Raw genomic sequence first — 21,624 nt, 5'->3', positions numbered from 1 at the left:
TCAGTAGCCGCCCTGCCTTTCGAATATCCTGCGTGGGTTGTCGACGAGCATCGCGGTGATCTGTTCGTCGGTCACGCCACGCTGCTTCAGCGCCGGGATCACGTCGTCGGAGATGTGCAGATAGTGCCAGTTGGGCATCGCGACGGGCACGACTTCCTCTGGCAGCCAATCGAGTAGGCATGATGCGTCGTGGGACAGCACCATCTTGTCGGCGTGCCCGCGCTCGCACATCGTCGCCACGGTGTTCACCCGCTGCTCGGTGTCGAGGAAGGTGTCGAGCCCGAAGCGGTCCATGCCGATGTAGGAGCCGTTGGCGATGAGCTCTTCCAGGTAGCCGATGTCAGTGGTGTCCCCGCAGTGGCCGATCACTACGCGGGACAGGTCGACACCTTCCTCGGCGAAGATCCGCTGCTGCTCGAGGCCGCGCCGGCTCGCGGCGTGGGTGTGTGTGGTGATCGGCACTCCGGTTTCGCGGTGTGCCGCGGCGACGGCCCGCAACACCCTCTCGACGCCGGGGGTCACGCCGGGTTCGTCGGTGGCGCACTTGAGGATTGCGGCCTTGATGCCGGTGTCGGCGATGCCGTCACGGATGTCGCCGACGAACATCTCGGTCATGATCTCCGGGCCGTCGAGCATTGTTCCTGGTCCGCGAAGAGAGAAGTACAGCGGCACATCGTTGTAGGTGTAGAGGCCGGTCGCGACGACGATGTTGATGTCGGTCTGCTCGGCGATGCGCGCGATGCGGGGGATGTAGCGGCCGAGCCCGATCACCGTGAGGTCGACGATGCTGTCCACGCCGCGCGACTTGAGCTCGTTGAGTCGATTGACCGCGTCGGCGATCCGTTGGTCCTCGTCGCCCCACACCTCGGGGTGGTTTGCGTTGATCTCGGGTGAAAGCACGAAGACGTGTTCGTGCATGAGTGTCATCCCGAGGTCGGCGGTGTCGATTGTTCCGCGGACGGTGTTGAGTGGCGGCACGCGGGCGATGCTACCGACGCTGTTAGTGCGGCAACTGAGATCAGGGCAAGCAGTTGCACGATCGGTGAGTGTCCGGCGTAACCGTCCACCGACCGCCACGGGTTCTGCGACAAGACGGCGCCGGCGAGGATCAGGCCGGCCGCGCTGGCGCCGACGGCGACGGCGTTGGAAAGCCGGGTTCGGTTGCGCAGCAGGTAGCCGGCGCCGAGCGCGGCGCCCATCACGGCGACACCGGCGATGCCCGAGATCACCGCGCCGACCGCGAGAACCGCGAGGGCCGCCGCCACCGTGCCTGGTTGCCACGGACGTGATGGCTCGGCGGCCGGCGGTTCGCGCCGCACTGGCACCAACGCCAGCAGCAGCAGGACCGGCAGCAGCGCCAGGCCGCCGATGATGCCCGCGCGGTAGACGGCGTTGGCGCCGAAGGACAACGTGATCGGTCCCGACGCGCCCGCGGGCACGACCCAGCCCTGCTGCCAGCCGTTCACGGTGACCGGCGTCAGCGCCGTGCCGTCTTCGGCGCGGGCGGTCCAGCCCGGGTTGAGGCTTTCGGGCACCACTAGCACTCGTGACACCTGCGCCGCCGGTATGTCCACTTTTCGACGGTCGTTGCTCCACGTCGCCGCGTGCACGGGACTGACTGGGGCGCTGCGCAATTCGCGTCCCAGCGGCCCCACGAGCTGCACACCGTCGACCACGAACGCCGCTCCGGGACTGATGAGCAGCTCCTGCTGGCCCGCGGGCAGCGCGACAGGGCCCTGCTGGCATGGCTTCGCCTCGATCGGGTCACCGGTCAGCAGTGCCCCCACGGTGGTGTCAACCGACGTCTGGACGAACTGGCCCGCGACAGCGATGATCGGCCCCTTGCCGCACGGCAGCCTCACCGCCCGCGTGCTGTTGCGGGCGGCGTCGGCCGCGGCAATCGGGTGGCCCTGCGCGTCGAGAGCGGTGATCTCCGCCAGACCCGGGGGCTTGAGCTGATCGAAACCCAATGCGGTGCGGTCGATCACATCGTCCCAATCAAGGATCGACACGGTGACCGTGTCGGTGACCTTCGCCCGCAACGGGAGCGTCTGTGGTCCGTCGTCGCCCACCCGGCGCACCTGCGGACCGTCGCCGAGGTCGATGCCCACCATTGTCGGATGGGCCGGCAGCGTCGACGAACTCGGTGTCAGCCGCAGCGCGCTGACCTCGCGGGCCGACGGCAGCTTCAGCGTCAAGGTGGGTGGCGTACGGAACTGCACGACCCGCTGCGGTGCCGTCCACGCGGTGCGCGGATCACCGTCGGCGGCCGCGTAGGCCGAGCCGAGCACGTCGACGGGGTCGGAATCGCCTGTCGCCCTGCCTGTTCCAGGCTGGGCTATCAGGTCGGCGAGGGCGGGACCCTGACGTGGTCGCACCCACACCGTCGGCGTCACCGCGATCGGTTCGGGGACCGTCAGCGTCCGGCTGAGGTTCACCGGCTCTTCGGGTGCCAGCGCCATAGTCGCTGCGCAGTGCACGGCGTCGGGACCCTCGGCGCAACCGGACCGGCCCAGCAGTTCCGAGCCCAGATCCCACTGCGCGACAGCAGAATTCGGTGGGGGTGCGGGCACGGTGACGGTATGGCGCAGCGCGATCGGATGGGCGTAGCCGGAGGCGTCGTACTGTGTGACGCTGAAGTCGGTGATGCCGAACTGCACGCCGGGGGAGCCGTCGTCGGTGCCCGCCGCGGTGATGCGCACCCACGGCGTCTCGCCGTAGGGCAGCGCTGCCGTGATCGGCTTTCCGGGCTGGTCGAAACGCAAGGTGCTGGTGCCGTTGACGGTGGAGATCTCGATACGGCGAACCTGTGCGCCGACGGCCGTCGCGCTCGGGGTTACGGTGATCGTCGCGTTGGTGACCGGATGGTCGAAATCGACCTGCAGCCACTGACCGACTGCGGACTGCAGCGCGTTGGACACCCAGCTGGTGGACGTATCGCTGTCGATGGCCGCCGTCGGCCCGGTCGCGGGCGCGACATTGGGCAGCGCGGTGGAGTCGGCCGCCGAACTCGACACGGTGATCCGGCCACCGGCCCAGTCGCCGTAGACCATTCGGCTGTCACCCGCGGGATAGTCGGGCACCCGGTTGAAGGTGTGCCGCGTGTCGCCGTGGGCGCGGATCGCCGAGGAGTGGTCGTCGACACGGCCGTAGTCGGTTTCGCGCGCCAGCGGGGTGTCGGTGACGGTGACTACTGGTGCCGCTAGCCCGGCACGCTGCGCGTCGGCGGTCAACAGCATCGGTCCCAGCGGCGGCTGACCGAGCAGCCTGCGTCGCTCGTCGAGACGCAGCAGCGCCTCGGGCCCGCCGTCGACGCGGACCATCGCGTCGGTGTCGGTCAGGTACGGTGCGCCGGGTTGGCTCCTCACGTCCGCGGCGCCTTTTTCGCTCCTCACGTCCGCGACGCCTTTTTCGCTCCTCACGTCCGCGACGCCTTTTTCGCTCCTCACGTCCGCGACGCGGTAGATCTCCACGGCCGGGTACTTCGGTCGCAGGCCGCTGTCGGTGATGAATCCCGCGAGCGTGCCCGGTCCGACCCGGTCGCCGAACTCGGCGACCTTCGTCAGCCCGGGTGAGCCGTCGATCGCGCGGTGCACCAGCACGGGCCGCGCCGACCGCGACGTCTCCGGGTCCAGATCGTTGCGCACCACAACATAGGAAATCCCTTGCCTGGCAAGGGTTTCCGCAAGACCTGCCGATGGGCGGCCGGCGGCGAACAACCGCTGCACCGAGTCCAGCGCGCGGATGGTCTGCGGTGGTGTGAGCGGGATCGAGTCACGCACACCCCACGGGCTGGCGCCCAGCACCTGAAGAGGCTCGTCGTGGCTGGTGCCCCACGTTTGCGTGGCGAACGGCGCGCCCGGCGCGACGAGCACACGTCCTGGCGGAGAGCCGGTGTTGTGCTCGTCGAGCCATGCCGCCGTCTGGCGCCAGTACGGCGGGATCGCCTCAAAGGTGCCAGGCGGGGTGAGCCGACCGGTCCAGGCCAGCGACGAACCGGCCGCCAGCGCGAACAGCACGACGATCCCGACGGCGACCCGTTTGTTGTTCTCGGGGTGCGCGAACGCGTGCACCCATTCGCGCCGCGGCACGCTTCCTGGCAGCGGGATGCGGCCGAGCAGATGGGCGAGGCCTAGCACCAAGGGCAGCCGGATCAACGGCTCGAGTTTGTGTACGTTGCGCAGCGGCGTCCCATCGGCGTCCAGGAACGCCTGAACCGCATGCGCCAGAGGCGATCCGAAACCGCCCGAGTAACCGGCGGCCAGCGCAGCGACGCCGATCAGCAGGATCGTCACCAGCCGGCCGCGCGCGGGCATGGTCCGCATTGCGAGCCCTGCCAGCCCCGCCGCGGCGACGATCGTGGTGGCCAGCACCGCCACGGTCCCCGTGACCAGTGAGGCGCCCGCGGTGGCATTCGGCGCGACGAACGGGGTCCAGCTGTCCGTGCCGCGCAACAGTTCGGTGAGCGACGTCCATTGCGTTGTGACGCCGGAGGATTCGATGAAATCGAGGAACGGCGGGCTGATCCGGCCGAGCATGACCAGCCCCACCACCCACCACGCGACGGCCAGCACCGCGCACCCGGCCCACCACGCCGTGAACCGTAGCCACAGCCGGTTGGGCCGGTGGCAGGCCCACCAGATCAGCGCGGGTAGACAGCCGGTGAGGGTGGCGACGGCGTTGACCGCACCCATCAGCGCCAGCGCGAGCGCCGAGCGTGCCGCCAGGACCCGCAGGGGAGCTGTGCTCTTTTCGCTCCTCGCGTGCGCGGTGTCCTTTTCGCTCCTCGCGTCCGCGGTCCCCCGCAAAGCCATCACGACGGGCAGCAGTACCCAGGGCGCCAGCATCATCGGCAGGGTCTCCGACGAGATGGCCCCGATGGTGGTCAGCACCCGCGGCGACAGCGCGAACGCCGTGGCGGCGATCACTCGCGAACCCGGCGAGCCGATACCCAAAGCCTCGGCCAGCCGCAGCAGACCCCAGAAGCCCGCCGTGAGCAATAGCGCCCACCACAGCCGCTGGGTCACCCAGCCGGGCAACCCGACGACGTCGCCGAGCAGAAAGAAGGCGCCGTGCGGGAACAGGTAGCCGTAGGCCTGGTTCTGCGCCTGCCCGAACGGCAGTTCACTGTTCCACAGGGTGAGCGCCCGCGCGAGGAACCGCAGCGGGTTGGCGGTGAGGTCGAGCTTGGTGTCGGGTGAGATCCTGCCCGGCGACTGGGCGAACGTCAGAGCCAGCGATACCGCCGCGACCAGCCAGAACCAGCGGCGGGAAAGGGGGACGACCCGGGACTTAGCTACGGTCGCCGTACTCGACACGGTTCAGCACGGCCGACGCCGGATCGCCAGCCTGCACCGGCGGCTTGGTGTCCTGCTGCACCATTAGCGTGATTCCAAAGACGGCGGCCGCACCCAGCAGTAGGCCGACAACGATGCTTGCCGCAGCGGGCACCAGAAACCGGTCCATGCGGCCCAAACTAACACGGGACTCTATGACCGCTGATCGAGCACCGCGCCGGGGGCCGGTCGCGTCATGACAGCATGACCCCATGCCCCTGCCCCGTGTCCTCGGTACGCTCGCGGCTCTGACCGGCTTGCTGCTGGCCTGCTCGCACCCCGCCGAGAAGCCCGCCGCGTCGCCGTCTGCAAGCCCGCCACCGGCCACGCCGGCACCGCCCGCCTGCGGCGACGTGCTGGCGACGATGTCGCTTCACGACAAGCTGGCCCAGCTGTTGATGGTCGGCGTCACCGGAGCCGACGACGCCCGCGCCGTCGTCGAGAACCACCACGTCGGCGGCATCATGATCGGCAGCTGGACCGATCTGTCGATGATGGGTCCGCCGCTGGGTGGCATCGTCGCCTCCGCGACCCCGCTGCCGCTGGCGGTCAGCGTCGACGAGGAAGGCGGCCGGGTATCGCGCCTCTCCGACCTGATCGGGCAGCAGCCGTCGCCCCGTGTGCTCGCGCAGACCAAGACGCCCGAGGAGGTCCGCACCATCGCGTTCCAGCGCGGCCAGGCCATGCGGGGCCTCGGCGTCACGATCGACTTCGCCCCGGTCGTCGATACCACCACCGAAACCGACGACGAGGTGATCGGCGACCGGTCCTTCGGTTCGGACCCAGCGCAGGTCGTCGAGTTCGCGGGTGCGTACGCCCAGGGCCTGCGTGACGCGGGGGTGCTGCCGGTGCTCAAGCATTTCCCCGGGCACGGGCACGCCTCGGGCGACTCCCACAAGGGCGGTGTCGTGACTCCGCCGCTGGCCGATCTGCAGGCCAATGATCTGGTGCCGTACCGGACGTTGACGACGCAGGCGCCCGTCGCCGTCATGGTCGGCCACATGGAGGTGCCCGGCCTGACCGGCGACACCCCTGCCAGCCTCAGCCCGGCCGCCTATGACCTGCTGCGCTCCGGCAAGTACGGTGGCCCGCCGTTCAGCGGCCTGGTATTCAGCGACGACCTGTCCAGCATGGGCGCTATCAACCAGCGCTACGGCGTCGCCGACGCGGTGCTGCGCGCGCTGCAGGCCGGGGCCGACGTCGCGCTGTGGGTGACCACCGACGAGGTGCCCGCCGTGTTGGATGGGCTCCAAAGGGCAGTCGAGGCAGGCGATTTGAGGCAGGCGCGGGTCGACGAAGCCGTGCTGCGGGTGGCGGCGCAGAAAGGACCCAACCCGAAGTGTTGACCGGCGCTCGTCACAACCTGTAGACCCGCGTGGCGTTGCGCACGCCGATCATGTCGACGATCGCGATGGCGTCGCGTTCGCCGCACTCGCCCCGCCGCACCCACTCGCCGAGCACTAAACCCATTGCGCGGCGCCACAGCACGGCACCCAGCAGGTGCAGTTCGGGCAGCCCGAACGCGTCCGACGAATACAAATGCTTGGCGAACGGCGCGGTGTCCAGCGCTTCGCCGACCAGCGCGGTGGACCGGCTGCCGAGATGGTTGATGGCAAGTCCCACATCGAAGTTCACGTGATCGAACGCCTGCGCCAGGTAGCCGGCCTGCCGGTGGAACGGGTAACAGTGCAGCAGCAGCAACTGCACGGGCGCCATGCCGCGCAGCAGCGGCAGCAACAGCAACGGGTCGGTCCGGTGGAGATCCATTTCGCGGTCGCCGAATCCGACATGCACCTGGATCGGCAACCCCAGCTCGGCGGCCTCGTGCACACCGAAGGCGATCAGGACCGGGCTGTCGACCCTTAGCTCGCCGCCCCGCGCGGCCAGGGACCGGGCGTGATCGGCGACGGCGGCATCGGTCGGTCGCGACCAGTCGATGTCGAAGCTCGTCCGGTAGGCCGCGATGGTCTTGGCGCCGACGACGTCGGCCGACTCCGCCGCAGCCTGAAGGGCCGCGCGAAAGACCACCGGGAAATCGTCGGGAGCGGTGCCGGTCTCGAGGAGTCCCTCGGTGAGTCGTTCCAGGCGCAGGACCGACGACGCCGGCGTTCCGCTGAGCGTGGCGAGCTGCGCGGGGGTGGTGAGCAGGTCACCCCGGAAGCCGGTGTCCACCACCCAGCGCGCGACCCCGGCGCGCGTCAGCATCGCGGAGGTCAATTCGTCGGGCGCCACCTTGCTGCGCCGCGCCCAGTACTCGTCGGCGGGTGCATACGGGGGCAGGTCCAGAACCGGTGCGCACCACCGCCGGATCGCCAGGCCGAGCGGCGAGTCGAACATCGTCATGAAGGTCGGCACCGGATCCGTCGACCCCTCGTTCAGCGACGCCTCGAACGCGGCCCGATCGATCGGTTTGCCGAATGCGCCGTGCACATGATGGTCCACCAGTTGCACGTCGCGCAGGTGCTGGGCCAGCGCCTCAGGCACCTCACGCTCGACGCCGTCGAAGACGTCAGCAACCGGCATACGAGCGCTCCTCGGTCAGCACAAGGCGGGGTGAACTCCAAGATGCCGTCGCCGACGTTACCCTTGAGTAATGGCAGGTGGTACCAAACGACTGCCGCGTGCCGTCCGCGAGCAGCAAATGCTGGACGCAGCGGTGCAGATGTTCTCCGTCAACGGCTATCACGAGACGTCGATGGACGCCATCGCCGCGCAGGCTGAGATCTCCAAGCCGATGCTCTATCTCTACTACGGCTCTAAGGAAGAGTTGTTCGGCGCGTGCCTCGATCGTGAACTCGGCCGCTTCGTCGAGACGGTGCGCGGCGAGATCGACTTCAGCCAGAGCCCGAAAGACCTGTTGCGCAACGCGGTGCGGTCGTTTCTGAACTACATCGACACCAACCGTGCCTCATGGATCGTGCTGTACACCCAGGCGACCAGCTCCCAAGCCTTCGCGCACACGGTGCGGGCCGGCCGCGAGCGCATCATCGATCTGGTGGCGCGGCTGCTGCAATCGGGCACCCGCAATCCCGGGCCCGACGCGGATTTCAACATGATGGCCGTGGCACTCGTCGGTGCGGGGGAAGCGGTTGCCAATCAAGTCAGCACCGGTGACGCCGACGTCGACGAGGCCGCCGAACTGATGATCAACCTGTTCTGGCGCGGCCTCAAGGGCACTCCGGCCGATAAGGACGCCCACGCCGCGACGGCGAGCGGCGGCTAGACCGCCCTGCCCTCGACGAGGCTGATCGGGCCTGCAGTGGGCACGATCCGCGTCAACTGGAAACCGGCTTGCTCGTAGAGCTTTCGGTATTCGTCGGCGTTGCGTTCCCGGGCCGCGAGCTGAACCAGCATCTCCATATCGGCCCACTTGCCGATGAACGCGCGGTCGTGGTCTGGGATCACGAACTCCACCAACAGAAGTGTGGTACCCGGCCGCGCGACCTTGCGGATGTTGCCGAGGATCGTCGTCGCTTCCGCGTCGGGCCAGTCGTGGATGATGTTCTTGAGCACGTAGGCATCGCCGCCTTCGGGTACCGCATCGAAGAACGACCCGCCCTCGATTCGCACGCGGTCGGCAACGCCATACCGCTGCAACAACTCTGGGGCGCCCTCGATGACCGAGGGCAGATCGTAGAGCACACCACGTGCGCCTGGTGTCGCCCCTAGGATCGCCGCCAGCAGTCTGCCGTGGCCGCCGCCGACGTCGATCACCGTCTGGAATGGCGTGAAGTCGTAGGCCGCGACTACCGGGTCGATTGCGAACTCCGACACGCTGGTCATCGCATCGTTGAAGACGGCTGCCAGTTCAGGGGTTTCAGACATGAAATCCCAAATGCTCATGCCGCGCAGCTTGGGCACATAAGCGTCGCCGGTCTTGACGGCGTCGAGCAGTCCGCTCCAGTGCTCGCGGTATGCGGGGTGCCCGACCATGCGGGCCATGCCCGCCATCGACACCGACGCGTCGGACCGCAGGGTCTCGCCCAGTGCGTTGATTGTGAACCGGTCGCCGCGGCGGGCAAAGATGCCCTCGCTGACCAACGCTCGCATCAAGCGGCCGAGCGCATCGGGGTTGGCCCCCACGCGGCGAGCCAGTTCGTCGGCGGTCAGCGGACCCTCGGCCAGCGCGTCGGCAACTTTGAGTTCGGCGGCCACCGAGATGCCCTGTACGCGCCAGGCCCAAATCAGCATCTCCATCATCGCTGCGCCCGGCGGCACGCTGCGTTGATTAACGCGACCCAGCACATGGCGGGCACGTTCGACGATCCGGACGAGTTTGGCGGGCGGCATCTTCTGTGCGGTCACCGCTTGACTCTAGGTCAGGATGCTGACGGTGCCCTTCAGGTGGGGTTCACCCTTCTTGAGGTCGCGCAGGTTGAGTTCCCAGCCGTCGGAGACACGGTCGACGTACAGCCCCGCACTCGCGGGCAGCACCACCGGCTTGGCGAACCGCACCGAGTAGCGCACCGCATCCGGCAGCTGCCCTTCGATGTTTGCCAAAACCGCCGCAGCGGTGAACATTCCGTGGGCGATCACGGTCGGGAAACCGAACAGCTTGGCCACGATCGGGTTGGTGTGGATCGGGTTGTGATCCCCGCCGACGGAGGCGTAGTGACGGATTTGTCCGGGCGAGATACGCAGCACAGCGTTCGGCGGTCCCAGCTTGGGAGCCTTCTCCGGTGGCGGCTTCGGCTCATCGGACAGGCTGGTCCGCTGCTGATGCAGGAACGTCGTCACCTGATGCCACGCCGCCTCGTTGCCGACCTTGATGTCGGTCACGATGTCGACCAGCAGGCCCTTGCGGTGCTCCCGCAGGTTCTCTGCGTGCACCTTGACGCCGACGGTGTCGGTGACCGCGATCGGTCGGTGCTGGGTGATGTGGTTCTCGATATGCACCGATCCCATTGCAGCAAACGGGAAATCGAATCCGGTGACCAACGCCATCACCGTGGGGAACGTCAGCGCGAACGGATACGTCAGCGGCACGGCGTCACCGAAGCGCAGCCCGGTGACATGGGCGTACGCGGCGACGTTGGCCGGGTCGATCGCGAGTTCGTCGACGGTCAGCGTGCGGTCGGGAAGCGAGTCGCCGCGCGGGATGAACGGCAGCGCCCCCGCGGCGGCCCGCAGCAGGTTCGTGAGACCAGACGGCTGTGACACTCTGCCCCCTACGCGCCGAGCCAGGCCTGGCCGCAGACCCGAATCGTGTTGCCGGTGACAGCGTTCGACGCCGGGCTGGCGAAGTAGGCGATGGTCTCGGCGACGTCGACGGGCTTGCCGCCCTGGTACAGCGAGTTGAGTCGACGCCCCACCTCGCGGGTGGCCATCGGGATGGCCTCGGTCATCTTGGTCTCGATGAAGCCCGGCGCGACGGCGTTGATCGTGATGCCCTTTTCGGCCAGCTTCGGGGCAAGCGCATCCGTCAACCCGATCATGCCGGCCTTCGTGGCCGCGTAGTTGGTCTGGCCCCGGTTGCCCGCGATACCCGCCATCGACGACAGCCCGATGACGCGGCCGTTCTCGGCCAGCGTGCCGTTGTCGGCGAGCCCCTCGGTGAGTTGAAGGGGCGCAAGCAGATTCACCGCGATCACCGAATCCCATCGCGACTCATCCATGTTGGCCAGCAGCTTGTCGCGGGTGATGCCGGCGTTGTTGACCAGGACGTCGACGCGGCCGTCATGGTTTTCGCGGACATGCTCGGTGATGCCGTCGACGGCGTCGGGTGCGGTCACGTCGAGCGTCAGCGCGGTGCCGCCGACCTTGCTTGCGGTCTCCCCGAGCGCGTCGTGGGCGGCCTCGACGTCGACGCAGACGACCTTGGCGCCGTCGCGCGCGAACACCTCGGCGATGGTGGCGCCGATGCCGCGTGCGGCCCCGGTCACGACGGCGACCTTGCCGTCGAGCGGCTTGTCCCAATCGGCGGGCGGCGCCGAATCCGCTGCGCCGACGCGGAACACCTGGCCGTCGACGTAGGCCGACTTGCCGGACAGGATGAACCGCATCGTTGACTCGAGTCCGGTCGCGGCAGGCTTGGCGTCGGGGGAGAGGTACACCAGAGCCACCGTCGCGCCGCGGCGCATCTCCTTGGCCAGCGAACGGGTGAAGCCCTCGAGGGCCCGCTGCGCGATCCGCTCGTGCGGGCTGCCCGCCTCCTCCGGAGTGGTGCCGACGACGGCGATACGGGCTGACGGCCCGAGGTTGCGCAGCAGCGGCGTGAAGAACTGGTAGAGCCCCTTCAGGCCAGCCGGTTCGGTGATGCCGGTGGCGTCATACACCAGGCCGCCGAAGGAATCGGCCCACCGGCCGCCCAGGTTGTTGGACACCACGTCATAGTCCTCAGCCAGGGCGCTGCGCAGCGGCTCGACGACGCGGCCCGCACCGCCGATGAGCAGCGAGCCCGCCAGGGGCGGTTCGCCGGCGCGGTAGCGGCGCAGCGTCTCGGGTTGCGGGATGCCGAGCTGCTTGGCAAGGAAGTTGCCCGGCGCGGAATGAACGATCTGCGAGTACAGGTCGGTAGCCATAGGGACGAACTTACTCCAGAGTAAGAAGGGTGGGTACTATGGGTGCATGGCTAGTGATACCCACCGGCGGGTCGCAATTCTCGGCGGAAACAGGATTCCCTTTGCACGCTCGGACGGCGCCTACTCCAACGCTTCCAACCAAGACATGTTCACCGCTGCGCTCGGCGGACTGATCGACCGCTTCGATCTGGCGGGCGAGCGGCTGGGCGCCGTGATCGGAGGCGCGGTGCTCAAGCACAGCCGCGACTTCAACCTGATGCGCGAATGCGTCCTCGGCAGTTCGCTGTCGTCCTACACGCCTGCGTTCGACATCCAGCAGGCCTGCGGCACCGGGCTGCAGGCCACCATCGCCGCCGCCGACGGTGTCGCGTCCGGGCGCTACGAGGTGGCCGCCGCCGGCGGCGTTGACACCGCTTCCGATGCGCCGATCGCCTTCGGTGACGACCTGCGTCGCGTGCTGCTCGGCCTGCGCCGGTCGAAGTCAAATGTGGAGCGGCTCAAGCTGGTCGGCAAGCTGCCCGCCGCCATCGGTGTGGAGATCCCGGTCAACAGCGAGCCCCGCACGGGCCTGTCGATGGGCGAGCACGCCGCGATCACCGCCAAGGAGATGGGCATCAAGCGCGCCGACCAGGACGAGCTGGCCGCGGCCAGCCACAACAACATGGCCGCCGCCTACGACCGCGGCTTTTTCGACGATCTCGTCACACCGTTCCTGGGCGTGTACAGGGACAACAACCTGAGGGCCGATTCGTCGGCCGAGAAACTGGCCAAGCTCAAGCCGGTGTTCGGCACCAAGGCCGGTGACGCGACGATGACCGCGGGCAACTCGACGCCGCTGACCGACGGCGCGTCGGTGTCGCTGCTGGCCACCGAGGACTGGGCCTCGGCCCACGGCGTCGAGCCGCTGGCCTACTACGTCGACTCCGAGACCGCGGCCGTCGACTACGTCAACGGCAAGGACGGCCTGCTGATGGCGCCGACCTATGCGGTGCCGCGCCTGCTGGCCCGCAACGGCCTGAGCCTGCAGGATTTCGACTTCTACGAGATCCACGAGGCGTTCGCGTCGGTGGTGCTGTGCCATCTGCAGGCCTGGGAGTCCGAGGAGTACTGCAAGGAACGCCTCGGCCTGGACGCCGCGCTCGGCTCGATCGACCGGTCCAAGCTGAACGTCAACGGCTCGTCGCTGGCGGCGGGCCATCCTTTCGCTGCGACCGGCGGCCGGATCGTGGCGCAGCTGGCAAAGCAGCTCGCGGAGAAAAAGAAGGAGACCGGCAAGCCGGTGCGCGGCCTGATCTCCATCTGCGCGGCCGGCGGGCAGGGTGTGGCGGCCATCCTCGAGGCCTGACAAGAATTTCTTTCGCAGCTGTAACGGCCCGCGGAGACCATTCGATACACGGGATAGCTCCGTGTTGTCGTCTGACCCCCCGACCCGACGGCAACACGGGGCGACTACTTTTTTGCAGCTGGCAGGCTGGGTGGCAGGCTCTCTTGCTGGCATCGTGAATGTCATGCAGATGAGCGTCAATATCGCCACCCCCGTCGGCGCGTCCCCGATCGATTCCACGGTGCAATCCCTCGAGAAGGCGCGCGACGAAGGTTTCCGCAGGGTGTGGATGGCACAGATGCCGTTCGACGGCGACCTGTTGACGGTGCTCGCGGTGGCGCTTCGCGAAGTTGACGGCATCGAAGTCGGCTCTGCGGTGCTGCCGATCCAGAACCAACACCCGATGCAGATGGCGCAGCGGGCCCTCACCCTCAACACAATCGCCGGTGCTCGGTTCGTCCTTGGACTGGGCCTGACGCATCAGGCGGTCACCGAAGGCATGTGGGGCATTCCCTACGACAAGCCGGTGCGCCGCATGCGCGAATACCTCGACGCATTGCAGCCCCTGCTCGCCGGGGAGCCCGTCGACGTGGTCGGTGAGACCGTGACCGCCCGCGGGGCCCTCCAGATTCCCGGCGCGCCGGCGCCGGAGATTTACCTCGCCGCGCTGGGCCCGCAGATGCTGAAGCTGTGCGGCCGACGGACCGCGGGGACGCTGACGTGGATGTGCGGACCGAAGACGCTCGGCCAACATATTTGCCCGACGCTGCGTGCGGCAGCCGAGGAAGCGGGAAGGCCCGTGGGCGCAGTACGCGTGGTGGCCGGCCTGCCGATCAGCGTCACGGATGACGTCGACAGGGCGCGAGCGCAAGCCACAGAGCTGTTCGCGATGTACGGGACCCTGCCGTCCTACCGCGCAATGCTCGACCGCGAGGGCTACGCCAACCCCGAAGACGCCGCGATCATCGGCAACGAGGAAGAGGTGTCCGAGCGCCTCGATGAACTGGCGAGTCTCGGCGTCGACGAGTTCTCCGCGGTGATCTTCGATACATCCCCTGACGTGCGCGAACGCACCCGCGCTCTGCTGCGCGCGAAGGACGCCTGACGGCCCGAAAATGCCTCTGGTGTGAGAGTCGTCACAGGCGTACAGTCGATCGCACGACGGGTTCGGGAGTGACCTATCCGAAGAGTCGGCAAGAGGTGAAAGCCGACCGCGCGAGACTAATGTGACGCACCTCGATTGTCCTCCCGAACCCGCCCTTTTATGCCCGGCTCAGTAACGCTGGGTCAGGAAAGCGGCGATGCCTGCGGCGATCGCGTCTGCGTAGTGCTGGCGCCCCTCGGCTGTCTCCATCTGTGACGCCTCGTCGGCGTTGCGCATGTTGCCCGTCTCGACCAGGACAGCCGGGTACTCGGCCAGGTTGAGCCCGGCGAGGTCAGCGCGGCCGTACAAGCCGTTCGACCCGATGTATGTCGACGGTTGCAGACCGGCGGCCGCCAGGGCGTCGCGCATGGTGGTGGCCAGCGCGACGGCGGGTCCACTCTGGACGTCGTTCAGCGGCGGCGCCGAATAGTTCACATGGAAGCCGTGCCCGGAGGCGGGACCGCCGTCGGCGTGAATGCTGACATCGGCATCGGGATGCATGGCGTTGGCCGCCGCCGCGCGCTGGTCGACGCACGGTCCGACCGAGCTGTCGTCGGGCCGCGACATCTGCACGCGCACCCCCATCTGCTCGAGGGCGGTGCGCACGCGGCCGGCCACATCCCAGTTGAAGCTGTGCTCGGGGTAACCGTCGGCTGTCGACGACCCCGTCGTTTGGCATTCCTTGGTGCCGCCGCGCCCGTTGGGCACCTGGCTGTTGATCGACGTGTCGTTCGCGCCGTTGTGACCAGGGTCCAAGAAAACGGACTTTCCTTCGATCGGCGTGGCCCGTGCGGTCGGCCCGCTGATCGGCAGGGTCGACGCCAGCACCACGAGCGCGGCCGCGAGGGCTCGGCTTCTTCGCATCACCACAAGTAAACCCGGGCGCTCTGGCCGCCGGTGCAGGTGATCCAGTTGTCGCCGGTGTACTGCTGACACGTCATCAGGAAATTGGAGCCGTCGCACTGCGCGCCGGGCACGGTGGCGCAGTCCACGGCGCCAGGAGCCGATACCGATCGCGGCAGCGGGCTCACGTCGCCGTACCGGGTCCAGTACGCGCGCAGCACGCTGTCGGTGAAGAAGCACGACGTTTCGGGGGTGCCCCGTCCGGCGTGGGTGCCGAACCCGTCGCGGGTGGGCAGGGCGAACCCCTGATCGCAGGACTGGTGCAGCTTGCTCTGGTCTGGTCCGGTCACCACCGGAGCCCCGCCGTGGACCGAATTCCGTTGCTGCCAGAACATTATGGCCACTCCGATGACACCGAGCACCAGGATCGCAAGCACGGTAGGCGCCATCCACTTACGCTGCCGCGCAACCGGTTCGGTTGCGGTGTTCGCCACTGGCGTGACGGCGGTCGCCTGAGCGCCGGAGAGTGCGCGCTGGGCCGCACGGCCGAGGCCGCCGGCCGTTCCATACCTGTCGTCGGGATCCTTGGCCATGCCGCGGTCGATGACGTCATCGAACGCCGATGGCACGCGCGGATTGGCTTCGCTGGGCCGCGGCGGCGGCAGGGTGATGTGGGCAGCCAGCAGATGTTCAAGGCTGTCGCCGGCGTAGGGCGCCTCACCCGTCAGCGCTTCGTACAGCACACACGCCAGCGAGTACACGTCGACGGCATGTGTGGCCGTTTGATCGGTAAACCGTTCCGGCGCCATGTAATTCAGCGTGCCGATCTTTGTTCCCGCGGTGGTGAGCCTGCTGTCACCGGCGGTCGCCGCGATGCCGAAGTCCACCAGGTAGGCGAAGTCGGCGGCTGTGACGATGATGTTCTGCGGCTTCACATCACGGTGGATGAGGCCTTCGGCGTGAGCCGCATCGAGCGCTGCGCCCACCTGTCCGATGATGTTCACCGCCCGCGACGGTGTCAGCGGGCCGGTCGCCAGAAGCTCGTCGAGTGTCTGTCCTTGCACCAGCCGCATGTCGATGTACAAGTGGCCGTCGATCTCGCCCCAGTCGTGGATCGGAATGATGTGTGGTTCCTGCAGTATCGCCGCCGCGCGCGACTCGCGTTGGAACCGTTCACGGAAGGCGGTGTTGTGCGAGTACTCGTCGGCAAGGATCTTCAACGCGACGGTGCGCTCCTTGTCATGGTCGTAGGCCTCGTAGACTTCGCCCATCCCGCCCTTGCCGAGCAGCCTCGAGATGGAGTACTTGCCGAACGTCGTCCCGACGCGCGAATTCACCCAGGCAGTATCTCGTCATCACGCCATCAGCGGTGCCAGTTCGCTGCGGCGCACCGGGACCTGCCGCGGCCCGGTGTTGTCGGCAGAAATCAACTGGCCCTCGCCGAAGAAGAAGATCACCGCGTCGTCAGTGAGCGCGAAGTTCTGGCAGTCCGACGGGTGCAGGTCGAGCATCGGCGCGCCGTAGCTGTCGCGCACCAGCGGCGTCAACACGTCGATCACCCCCGTGGTCGAGGTGAACACCGTGTCGAAGGTGACGGGCGCATGTTTCGTTAGGTCGAACGTGAAGGATTCAAAGGACGTGGCGGGGTGGGCCGCGTGGGCCGCTCCGGTGTCATCGTCGATGGACAGCACAACGGTGGTCGTAGCCGGTGATGCGGAGCGGTAAGTTTTTGCATCGACGTCATAGGTGTAGTGACGGCCCGACCCTGACTCGGCCACCCATTCGACGAACTCGGCGCGATCGGCGCTGACGAAGTCGGACACCCCCTTACGGTCGGGATAGTCGAGCGGATAGCCGATATCGATCGTGTAGCTGGCTGTTTCGGTGTGCTCGTGATAGCCGGCATCCAGCGATTCGACTGGATGGACCTGCAGTGTGCAGCTGTCGATATCGACGGGCACCGTCATGGAGTCAGTAGTATCCGGCGCGGTCACCGAAAGCTCGGTGTAGGTCGGGCACGACCGGTTCGGGTCGTTTCTGTCCGCGGCGGCGCCCTCGACCACGGCGCGTCCTGGGCTCGTCGCCGTGATCGTGACCGTCGGCGGCGTTTCGGTGTCCCGCAAGCCCCCCATGAACCCGGTTGCCCTGCGGTCGGCGTGGATGAGGGGACCGCCCGCGCCGGTGTCGACACCGGGATAGCCGGTGACAGTACAGTCCGCCGCTCCCGGTGCCAGGCTGAAGAACAGCACCACTTCGCGGTGACCGGAAGCGGCCTGCTGACCGCCGTTGCTCACTTGGACCTGGCCGTTCGAGCAAGGCTGCGGTATGTCGGCGTGCGCCGCCACCGGCAGCACGACAGTGGTCGCCATAGCCGCGGTGAGCATTGTCAGGCTCGGAAGCTTCATCGTCACGCCCCTCCCGGGTAGGGGATGGCGCCGGTGACGCCGCCGCCGTTGACGGGCGGTCCGAGCAGAACCGTGGAGGTGTTCGCCGACGGGTCGTATCGCACTAACGAGTCGGTGCCACCGCAGCCGACCTTGCCTAACAACTCGAGGGTGTCGCCGCTGGTACCCGCCACCTCGATGCTGTGACCCATATTGGGCACGTTCACCCGCGTCGTGTGCCCGTCCGCGGTGAGCTTGGAAAGGAACATCGTGCCGCAGGCGCCCGCGGATTGGAGGAACGTGCCGCCGGCCACATGCCAAGCCGTGCCGTCGCCGTAGTCGCCGTCGAAGCCGGGGTCGTCGCCCTGGCCGGAGTTCAGCGCAGTCAACGGTGTCGCAGCCGAGCCGTCCAATGGCACGGTCCACAGCTGTGTTGCCGAGCTGCGATCGACATCACAGTGTGCCAACACCTCGTCCGTCGTCCACCACCGCACCGGACGGCATTGGGCGCCCCACATCGGGGGCTTAGCCAGCGCACGGACGGCGGTTCCGTCATTGCGCATCGCGACCAGCCCGTTGTCGGTGCCGAGGACGAGCTGGGTGCCGTCGGGCGACTCGACATGACTGCCCGTGAAATCACCAGCGCCGCTGAGGTTCTCGGTGGGATAGGTGAATTGCAGATTCCCATCCAGGTCGATGCGCTTCAAGGTGGGCGTCTTGTTGTCGTCGCCGTCAGTGGCCATTAGCAGGGCGGTGCCGTCGGGTCGGGTGAATCTGGGATAGCCGCCGACGTCGACAGTGTGTTCAGCGCCGGTATGGAGGTCGAGCACGGTGACGGTGTCGGGTGCGGGGTACTGGTCGCCGAATAGTGCGTGGCTGCCGTCGCCGGACCACCCGAGCAGGTCGGCGCGCTCGCCCGGCTGGAATGTCCTGAGCGCGTATCGGTTTCCGGCGGGGTCGACGAGGTAGACCGTCACCGCCGCTGTCTCCCATGTCGGCTCGCCGGGAGGCGTTTCCACGCCGGGCATGCGTGGGGTGACGGGACTCCACGTCGCGAGCGTCCAGCCGGGACCGACCTGCGACCACGGCACATCGGCGATGGTCGGCTCGGCCGCGTATGCGGCGGCGGGGGTGATGGCTGTCAGTGTGATCGCTGCGGCGGCGATCGCGAGTATGGGGCGGTGTGTACGCATTGTCGAAGTCCGTTTCCTCAGTGGTGGTTACAGTCGGTCGATCGCCGTCTTGGCGAAAGTCGTCAATTGGTCGCACGGCTGGGCGCCGAGGCCCTGTGCCTCGAACAGCCTGTTGCCGTCGAGGAGGACGTCCACTTCGTTGTATCGACTGCCCTGTGCGCCCTGCAGACCCGTTATGCAGCGGGCGGCGCGGCCGAGACCGGTTATCGCCGTGGCGTTTCCATACGGAATAAGCGAGTAGTCGGCCTCGGCGTCGACCGCGAAAGCACCAGAGACCAGAAGGCGGCTGAGTACGGCGGTGCGGCCGGGGCTGCGGTACGTGCAGCTCGGCTCGACCGAACCGGTCGACACGTATTCGTCCCTCTCGATCGGGCCCGTGAAGCCGAAGATGTCGGATACCTCGGTGGTGCTGACCCACTCGCAAGCCGCGAAGCTCTTCGGGGCGTCGTAATCCATTGGGGCGAGGCGGACTGTGATCGGTTGGTCGCGGTCGACGAGTGTCCCCGGCGGCGGCGCCACCGACGCGATGGTGTCCCAGCCGCCCGCCGCGGCCCTGGTGGCGTCGCGGCCGCTTTCAGTGATTGCGCGGATGTCGTCCCAGCACGCCAGGGCACCGCCACTGGAGCCGGCGGGGATGCGCTTGCTGTAGGGCTCGAACATCAACCCCACCACGTCTGGGACGGGCCGCGGCCAGGCCTGGGCGGCGCAGAGTCGCTCGAGGGCCGTCGGTTCAGCGTGCGCAGTTGGCGCGACCGCGACGGTCGTCGCGGCCACCGCCGATGCGACCAATGCCAGTGTCGAGAACTTCATGCCGCATAGCGTGCGGGGGTCGCCTTGGCGGATTCTTGGCATGCAAACGGCCCCCGGGGAAGAGTCCCGGGGGCCGTTGGCTTGAAGCGGTCTTCTCGATGAAGGGCTTAGAAGGCCGCCTCGTCGAGCTCCATGATGTCGTTGTCGATGGTCTCGATCACCTGACGCGTGCTGGTCAGCAGCGGCAGCATGTTCTTGGCGAAGAACGACGCCACGGCGACCTTGCCCTCGTAGAAGGCCTTGTCGTCGCCGGTCGCGCCACCGTCGAGCGCCTCGATGGCAACGGCCGCTTGCTGCTGCAGCAGCCAGCCGATGACCAGGTCGCCGACGCTCATCAGGAAGCGAACCGAAGCCAGACCCACCTTGTAGAGGCTCTCGGGCTTCTCCTGCGCGGCCATCAGGTAGCCGGTCATCGCGGCCGCCATGGCCTGCACGTCCTCCAGCGCGGTCGCCAGCAGGGCGCGTTCGCTCTTGAGCCGGCCGTTGCCCGACTCGTTCTTGACGAACTGCTCGATCTGGCCCGCCACGTGCGCGAGCGCCTGACCCTTGTCGCGGACGATTTTGCGGAAGAAGAAGTCCTGCGCCTGGATGGCCGTGGTGCCCTCGTAGAGCGAGTCGATCTTCGCGTCTCGGATGTACTGCTCGATCGGGTAGTCCTGCAGGAAGCCCGACCCGCCGAAGGTCTGCAGGCTCTCGGTGAGCTTGGCGTAGGCCTGCTCGGACCCGACACCCTTGACGATCGGCAGCATCAGGTCGTTGACCTTCACCGCCAGCTCGCCGTCGACGTCGTGCAGGGCCTTGGCCACTGCGGTGTCCTGGTAGGTCGCGGTGAACAGGTACAGCGCACGCAGACCCTCGGCGTAGGCCTTCTGGGTCATCAGGCTGCGACGCACGTCCGGGTGATGCGTGATGGTCACGCGCGGCGCGGTCTTGTCGGTCATCTGCGTCATGTCCGCGCCCTGAACACGTTCCTTGGCGTAGGAGAGCGCGTTCAGGTAACCGGTCGACAGCGTCGCAATAGCCTTGGTGCCCACCATCATTCGGGCCTGCTCGATCACGTCGAACATCTGCGCGATGCCGTTGTGGACCTCGCCGACCAGCCAGCCCTTTGCGGGCACTCCGTGCTGGCCGAAGCTCAGCTCGCAGGTGGCCGAAACCTTCAGGCCCATCTTGTGCTCGACGTTGGTGACGAACACGCCGTTGCGCTCGCCGAGCTCGCCGGTCTCGAAGTCGAAGAGGAACTTCGGCACGAAGAACAGCGACAGCCCCTTGGTGCCCGGGCCAGCGCCCTCGGGGCGGGCCAGCACCAGGTGGAAGATGTTCTCGAACAGGTCGTCGGAGTCGGCCGACGTGATGAAACGTTTGACGCCGTCGATGTGCCAGGAGCCGTCGTCCTGCTTGACGGCCTTCGTGCGACCAGCGCCGACGTCGGAGCCCGCGTCAGGCTCGGTGAGCACCATGGTGGCGCCCCAGCCGCGCTCAGCGGCGATGATGGCCCACTTCTTCTGCTCTTCGGTGGCCTGCTTGTAGAAGATGCTGGCGAAGCCGGGGCCACCGCCGTACATCCAGGTGGCCGGGTTCGCGCCGAGGAGGTGCTCGTGCAGAGCCCACACCAGCGCGCGCGGCATGGCGACGCCGCCGAGCTCCTCTTCGATGCCGACTCGGTCCCAGCCGCCGTCGATGACCGCGCGAACGGACTTCTTGAACGACTCGGGCAGGGTCACCGAGTGGGTGTCGGGATGGAACACCGGCGGATTGCGGTCGCCGTCGGCGAAGGATTCGGCGATCGGACCCTCAGCCAGCCGGGCGATCTCGCCCAGCATCTCGCGGGCGGTGTCTGCGTCCAGATCGGCATAAGCACCCTCACCGAGCGCCTTGTCGAGGCCGAACACCTCGAACAGGTTGAATACCTGGTCACGGACATTGCTCTTGTAGTGGCTCACATTTCCTCCTCGTCGAGAGGCCACATTGGTTGGGTACTTTTGGCTAAGTTACCCACCAGTAATCTGGGTGGAACTATACCCACCGGTAACTTCAACGCAAACCTGCCGCGAGCAATTTCTATGGGC

General features: G+C 67.6%; 17 protein-coding genes. 4 read left to right on the top strand and 13 right to left on the bottom strand.

Going from position 1 to position 21,624, the window contains the following annotated elements:
* The 3 genes from A5651_RS10375 to A5651_RS10365 are packed head-to-tail and all read right to left on the bottom strand — an operon-like array spanning nt 1 to nt 5,466.
* Complete coding sequence (locus A5651_RS10375) at nt 1–978, bottom strand: phosphotriesterase (RefSeq protein WP_082943687.1); 978 nt, start codon at nt 976–978, stop codon at nt 1–3.
* Entirely contained in the window at nt 924–5,318 is a 4,395-nt protein-coding gene (locus A5651_RS10370) for an alpha-(1->3)-arabinofuranosyltransferase (RefSeq protein ID WP_197496596.1), read from the bottom strand. The genes A5651_RS10375 and A5651_RS10370 overlap by 55 nt, the downstream gene beginning before the upstream one ends.
* The gene (locus A5651_RS10365) at nt 5,293–5,466 is read right to left on the bottom strand and encodes a DUF2613 domain-containing protein (protein WP_066979236.1); all 174 of its coding nucleotides are present in this window, start codon (nt 5,464–5,466) and stop codon (nt 5,293–5,295) included. The genes A5651_RS10370 and A5651_RS10365 overlap by 26 nt, the downstream gene beginning before the upstream one ends.
* 82 nt (nt 5,467–5,548) lie before the next feature.
* Here A5651_RS10365 and A5651_RS10360 point away from each other — a divergent pair, with 82 nt between their 5' ends.
* The gene (locus A5651_RS10360) at nt 5,549–6,682 is read left to right on the top strand and encodes a glycoside hydrolase family 3 N-terminal domain-containing protein (protein ID WP_066979233.1); all 1,134 of its coding nucleotides are present in this window, start codon (nt 5,549–5,551) and stop codon (nt 6,680–6,682) included.
* Nucleotides 6,683–6,692: 10 nt separating this feature from the next.
* On the opposite strand, the gene A5651_RS10355 is transcribed toward A5651_RS10360, so the two are convergent.
* Nucleotides 6,693–7,859 carry an amidohydrolase family protein gene (locus A5651_RS10355; RefSeq protein ID WP_066979230.1) on the bottom strand — a complete coding sequence of 389 codons (1,167 nt, stop codon included), beginning with the start codon at nt 7,857–7,859 and terminating at the stop codon, nt 6,693–6,695.
* 70 nt (nt 7,860–7,929) lie between these two features.
* Between A5651_RS10355 and A5651_RS10350 the strand changes: the two genes are divergently transcribed.
* Nucleotides 7,930–8,559, top strand: coding sequence for a TetR/AcrR family transcriptional regulator (locus A5651_RS10350; RefSeq protein WP_066979227.1), 630 nt, complete (start codon nt 7,930–7,932; stop codon nt 8,557–8,559).
* On the opposite strand, the gene A5651_RS10345 is transcribed toward A5651_RS10350, so the two are convergent.
* Genes A5651_RS10345 through A5651_RS10335 form a run of 3 tightly spaced genes read right to left on the bottom strand, consistent with a single transcriptional unit; the run spans nt 8,556 to nt 11,857 of the window.
* On the bottom strand, nt 8,556–9,641 hold the full coding sequence (locus A5651_RS10345) for an acetylserotonin O-methyltransferase (protein ID WP_231988644.1): 1,086 nt from the start codon (nt 9,639–9,641) through the stop codon (nt 8,556–8,558). The two genes, A5651_RS10350 and A5651_RS10345, sit on opposite strands and share 4 nt — an antisense overlap.
* 9 nt (nt 9,642–9,650) lie before the next feature.
* Entirely contained in the window at nt 9,651–10,496 is an 846-nt protein-coding gene (locus A5651_RS10340) for a MaoC/PaaZ C-terminal domain-containing protein (RefSeq protein WP_197496595.1), read from the bottom strand.
* A gap of 8 nt (nt 10,497–10,504) precedes the next feature.
* A complete protein-coding gene (locus tag A5651_RS10335; protein ID WP_066979224.1) occupies nt 10,505–11,857 on the bottom strand; it encodes a 3-oxoacyl-ACP reductase in 1,353 nt (450 codons plus the stop codon).
* Between the two features lie 46 nt (nt 11,858–11,903).
* Here A5651_RS10335 and A5651_RS10330 point away from each other — a divergent pair, with 46 nt between their 5' ends.
* Together A5651_RS10330 and A5651_RS10325 are read left to right on the top strand one after the other, a co-directional pair.
* Complete coding sequence (locus A5651_RS10330) at nt 11,904–13,202, top strand: acetyl-CoA C-acetyltransferase (RefSeq protein ID WP_066979221.1); 1,299 nt, start codon at nt 11,904–11,906, stop codon at nt 13,200–13,202.
* Nucleotides 13,203–13,365: 163 nt separating this feature from the next.
* Entirely contained in the window at nt 13,366–14,286 is a 921-nt protein-coding gene (locus A5651_RS10325) for a TIGR03564 family F420-dependent LLM class oxidoreductase (protein ID WP_066979218.1), read from the top strand.
* 168 nt (nt 14,287–14,454) lie between these two features.
* On the opposite strand, the gene A5651_RS10320 is transcribed toward A5651_RS10325, so the two are convergent.
* The 6 genes from A5651_RS10320 to A5651_RS10295 all read right to left on the bottom strand — a co-directional run bounded on the left by A5651_RS10320 (nt 14,455) and on the right by A5651_RS10295 (nt 21,498).
* Nucleotides 14,455–15,189 (bottom strand): Rv3717 family N-acetylmuramoyl-L-alanine amidase, encoded by a 735-nt coding sequence (locus A5651_RS10320; protein WP_066979356.1) that lies wholly within the window; start codon nt 15,187–15,189, stop codon nt 14,455–14,457.
* The gene (locus A5651_RS10315) at nt 15,189–16,505 is read right to left on the bottom strand and encodes a serine/threonine-protein kinase (RefSeq protein WP_066979214.1); all 1,317 of its coding nucleotides are present in this window, start codon (nt 16,503–16,505) and stop codon (nt 15,189–15,191) included. Before A5651_RS10315 ends, A5651_RS10320 begins: the two co-directional genes overlap by 1 nt.
* An 18-nt stretch (nt 16,506–16,523) precedes the next feature.
* Nucleotides 16,524–17,573 carry a DUF4232 domain-containing protein gene (locus A5651_RS10310; RefSeq protein ID WP_066979211.1) on the bottom strand — a complete coding sequence of 350 codons (1,050 nt, stop codon included), beginning with the start codon at nt 17,571–17,573 and terminating at the stop codon, nt 16,524–16,526.
* A 2-nt stretch (nt 17,574–17,575) separates the two neighbouring features.
* Nucleotides 17,576–18,745: a hypothetical protein gene (locus tag A5651_RS10305; protein ID WP_066979208.1), complete on the bottom strand. Its 1,170-nt coding sequence runs from the start codon at nt 18,743–18,745 to the stop codon at nt 17,576–17,578.
* A gap of 27 nt (nt 18,746–18,772) precedes the next feature.
* The gene (locus tag A5651_RS10300) at nt 18,773–19,555 is read right to left on the bottom strand and encodes a hypothetical protein (protein ID WP_066979206.1); all 783 of its coding nucleotides are present in this window, start codon (nt 19,553–19,555) and stop codon (nt 18,773–18,775) included.
* A gap of 107 nt (nt 19,556–19,662) precedes the next feature.
* Nucleotides 19,663–21,498 carry an acyl-CoA dehydrogenase gene (locus tag A5651_RS10295; protein WP_066979203.1) on the bottom strand — a complete coding sequence of 612 codons (1,836 nt, stop codon included), beginning with the start codon at nt 21,496–21,498 and terminating at the stop codon, nt 19,663–19,665.
* Nucleotides 21,499–21,624: the final 126 nt, after the last annotated feature.

The sequence above is a fragment of the Mycobacterium sp. 1274761.0 genome, assembly GCF_001668615.1.
In the GTDB taxonomy this organism is placed as follows: Bacteria; Actinomycetota; Actinomycetes; order Mycobacteriales; family Mycobacteriaceae; genus Mycobacterium.
This window is presented reverse-complemented; position numbering and strand designations above follow the sequence as displayed.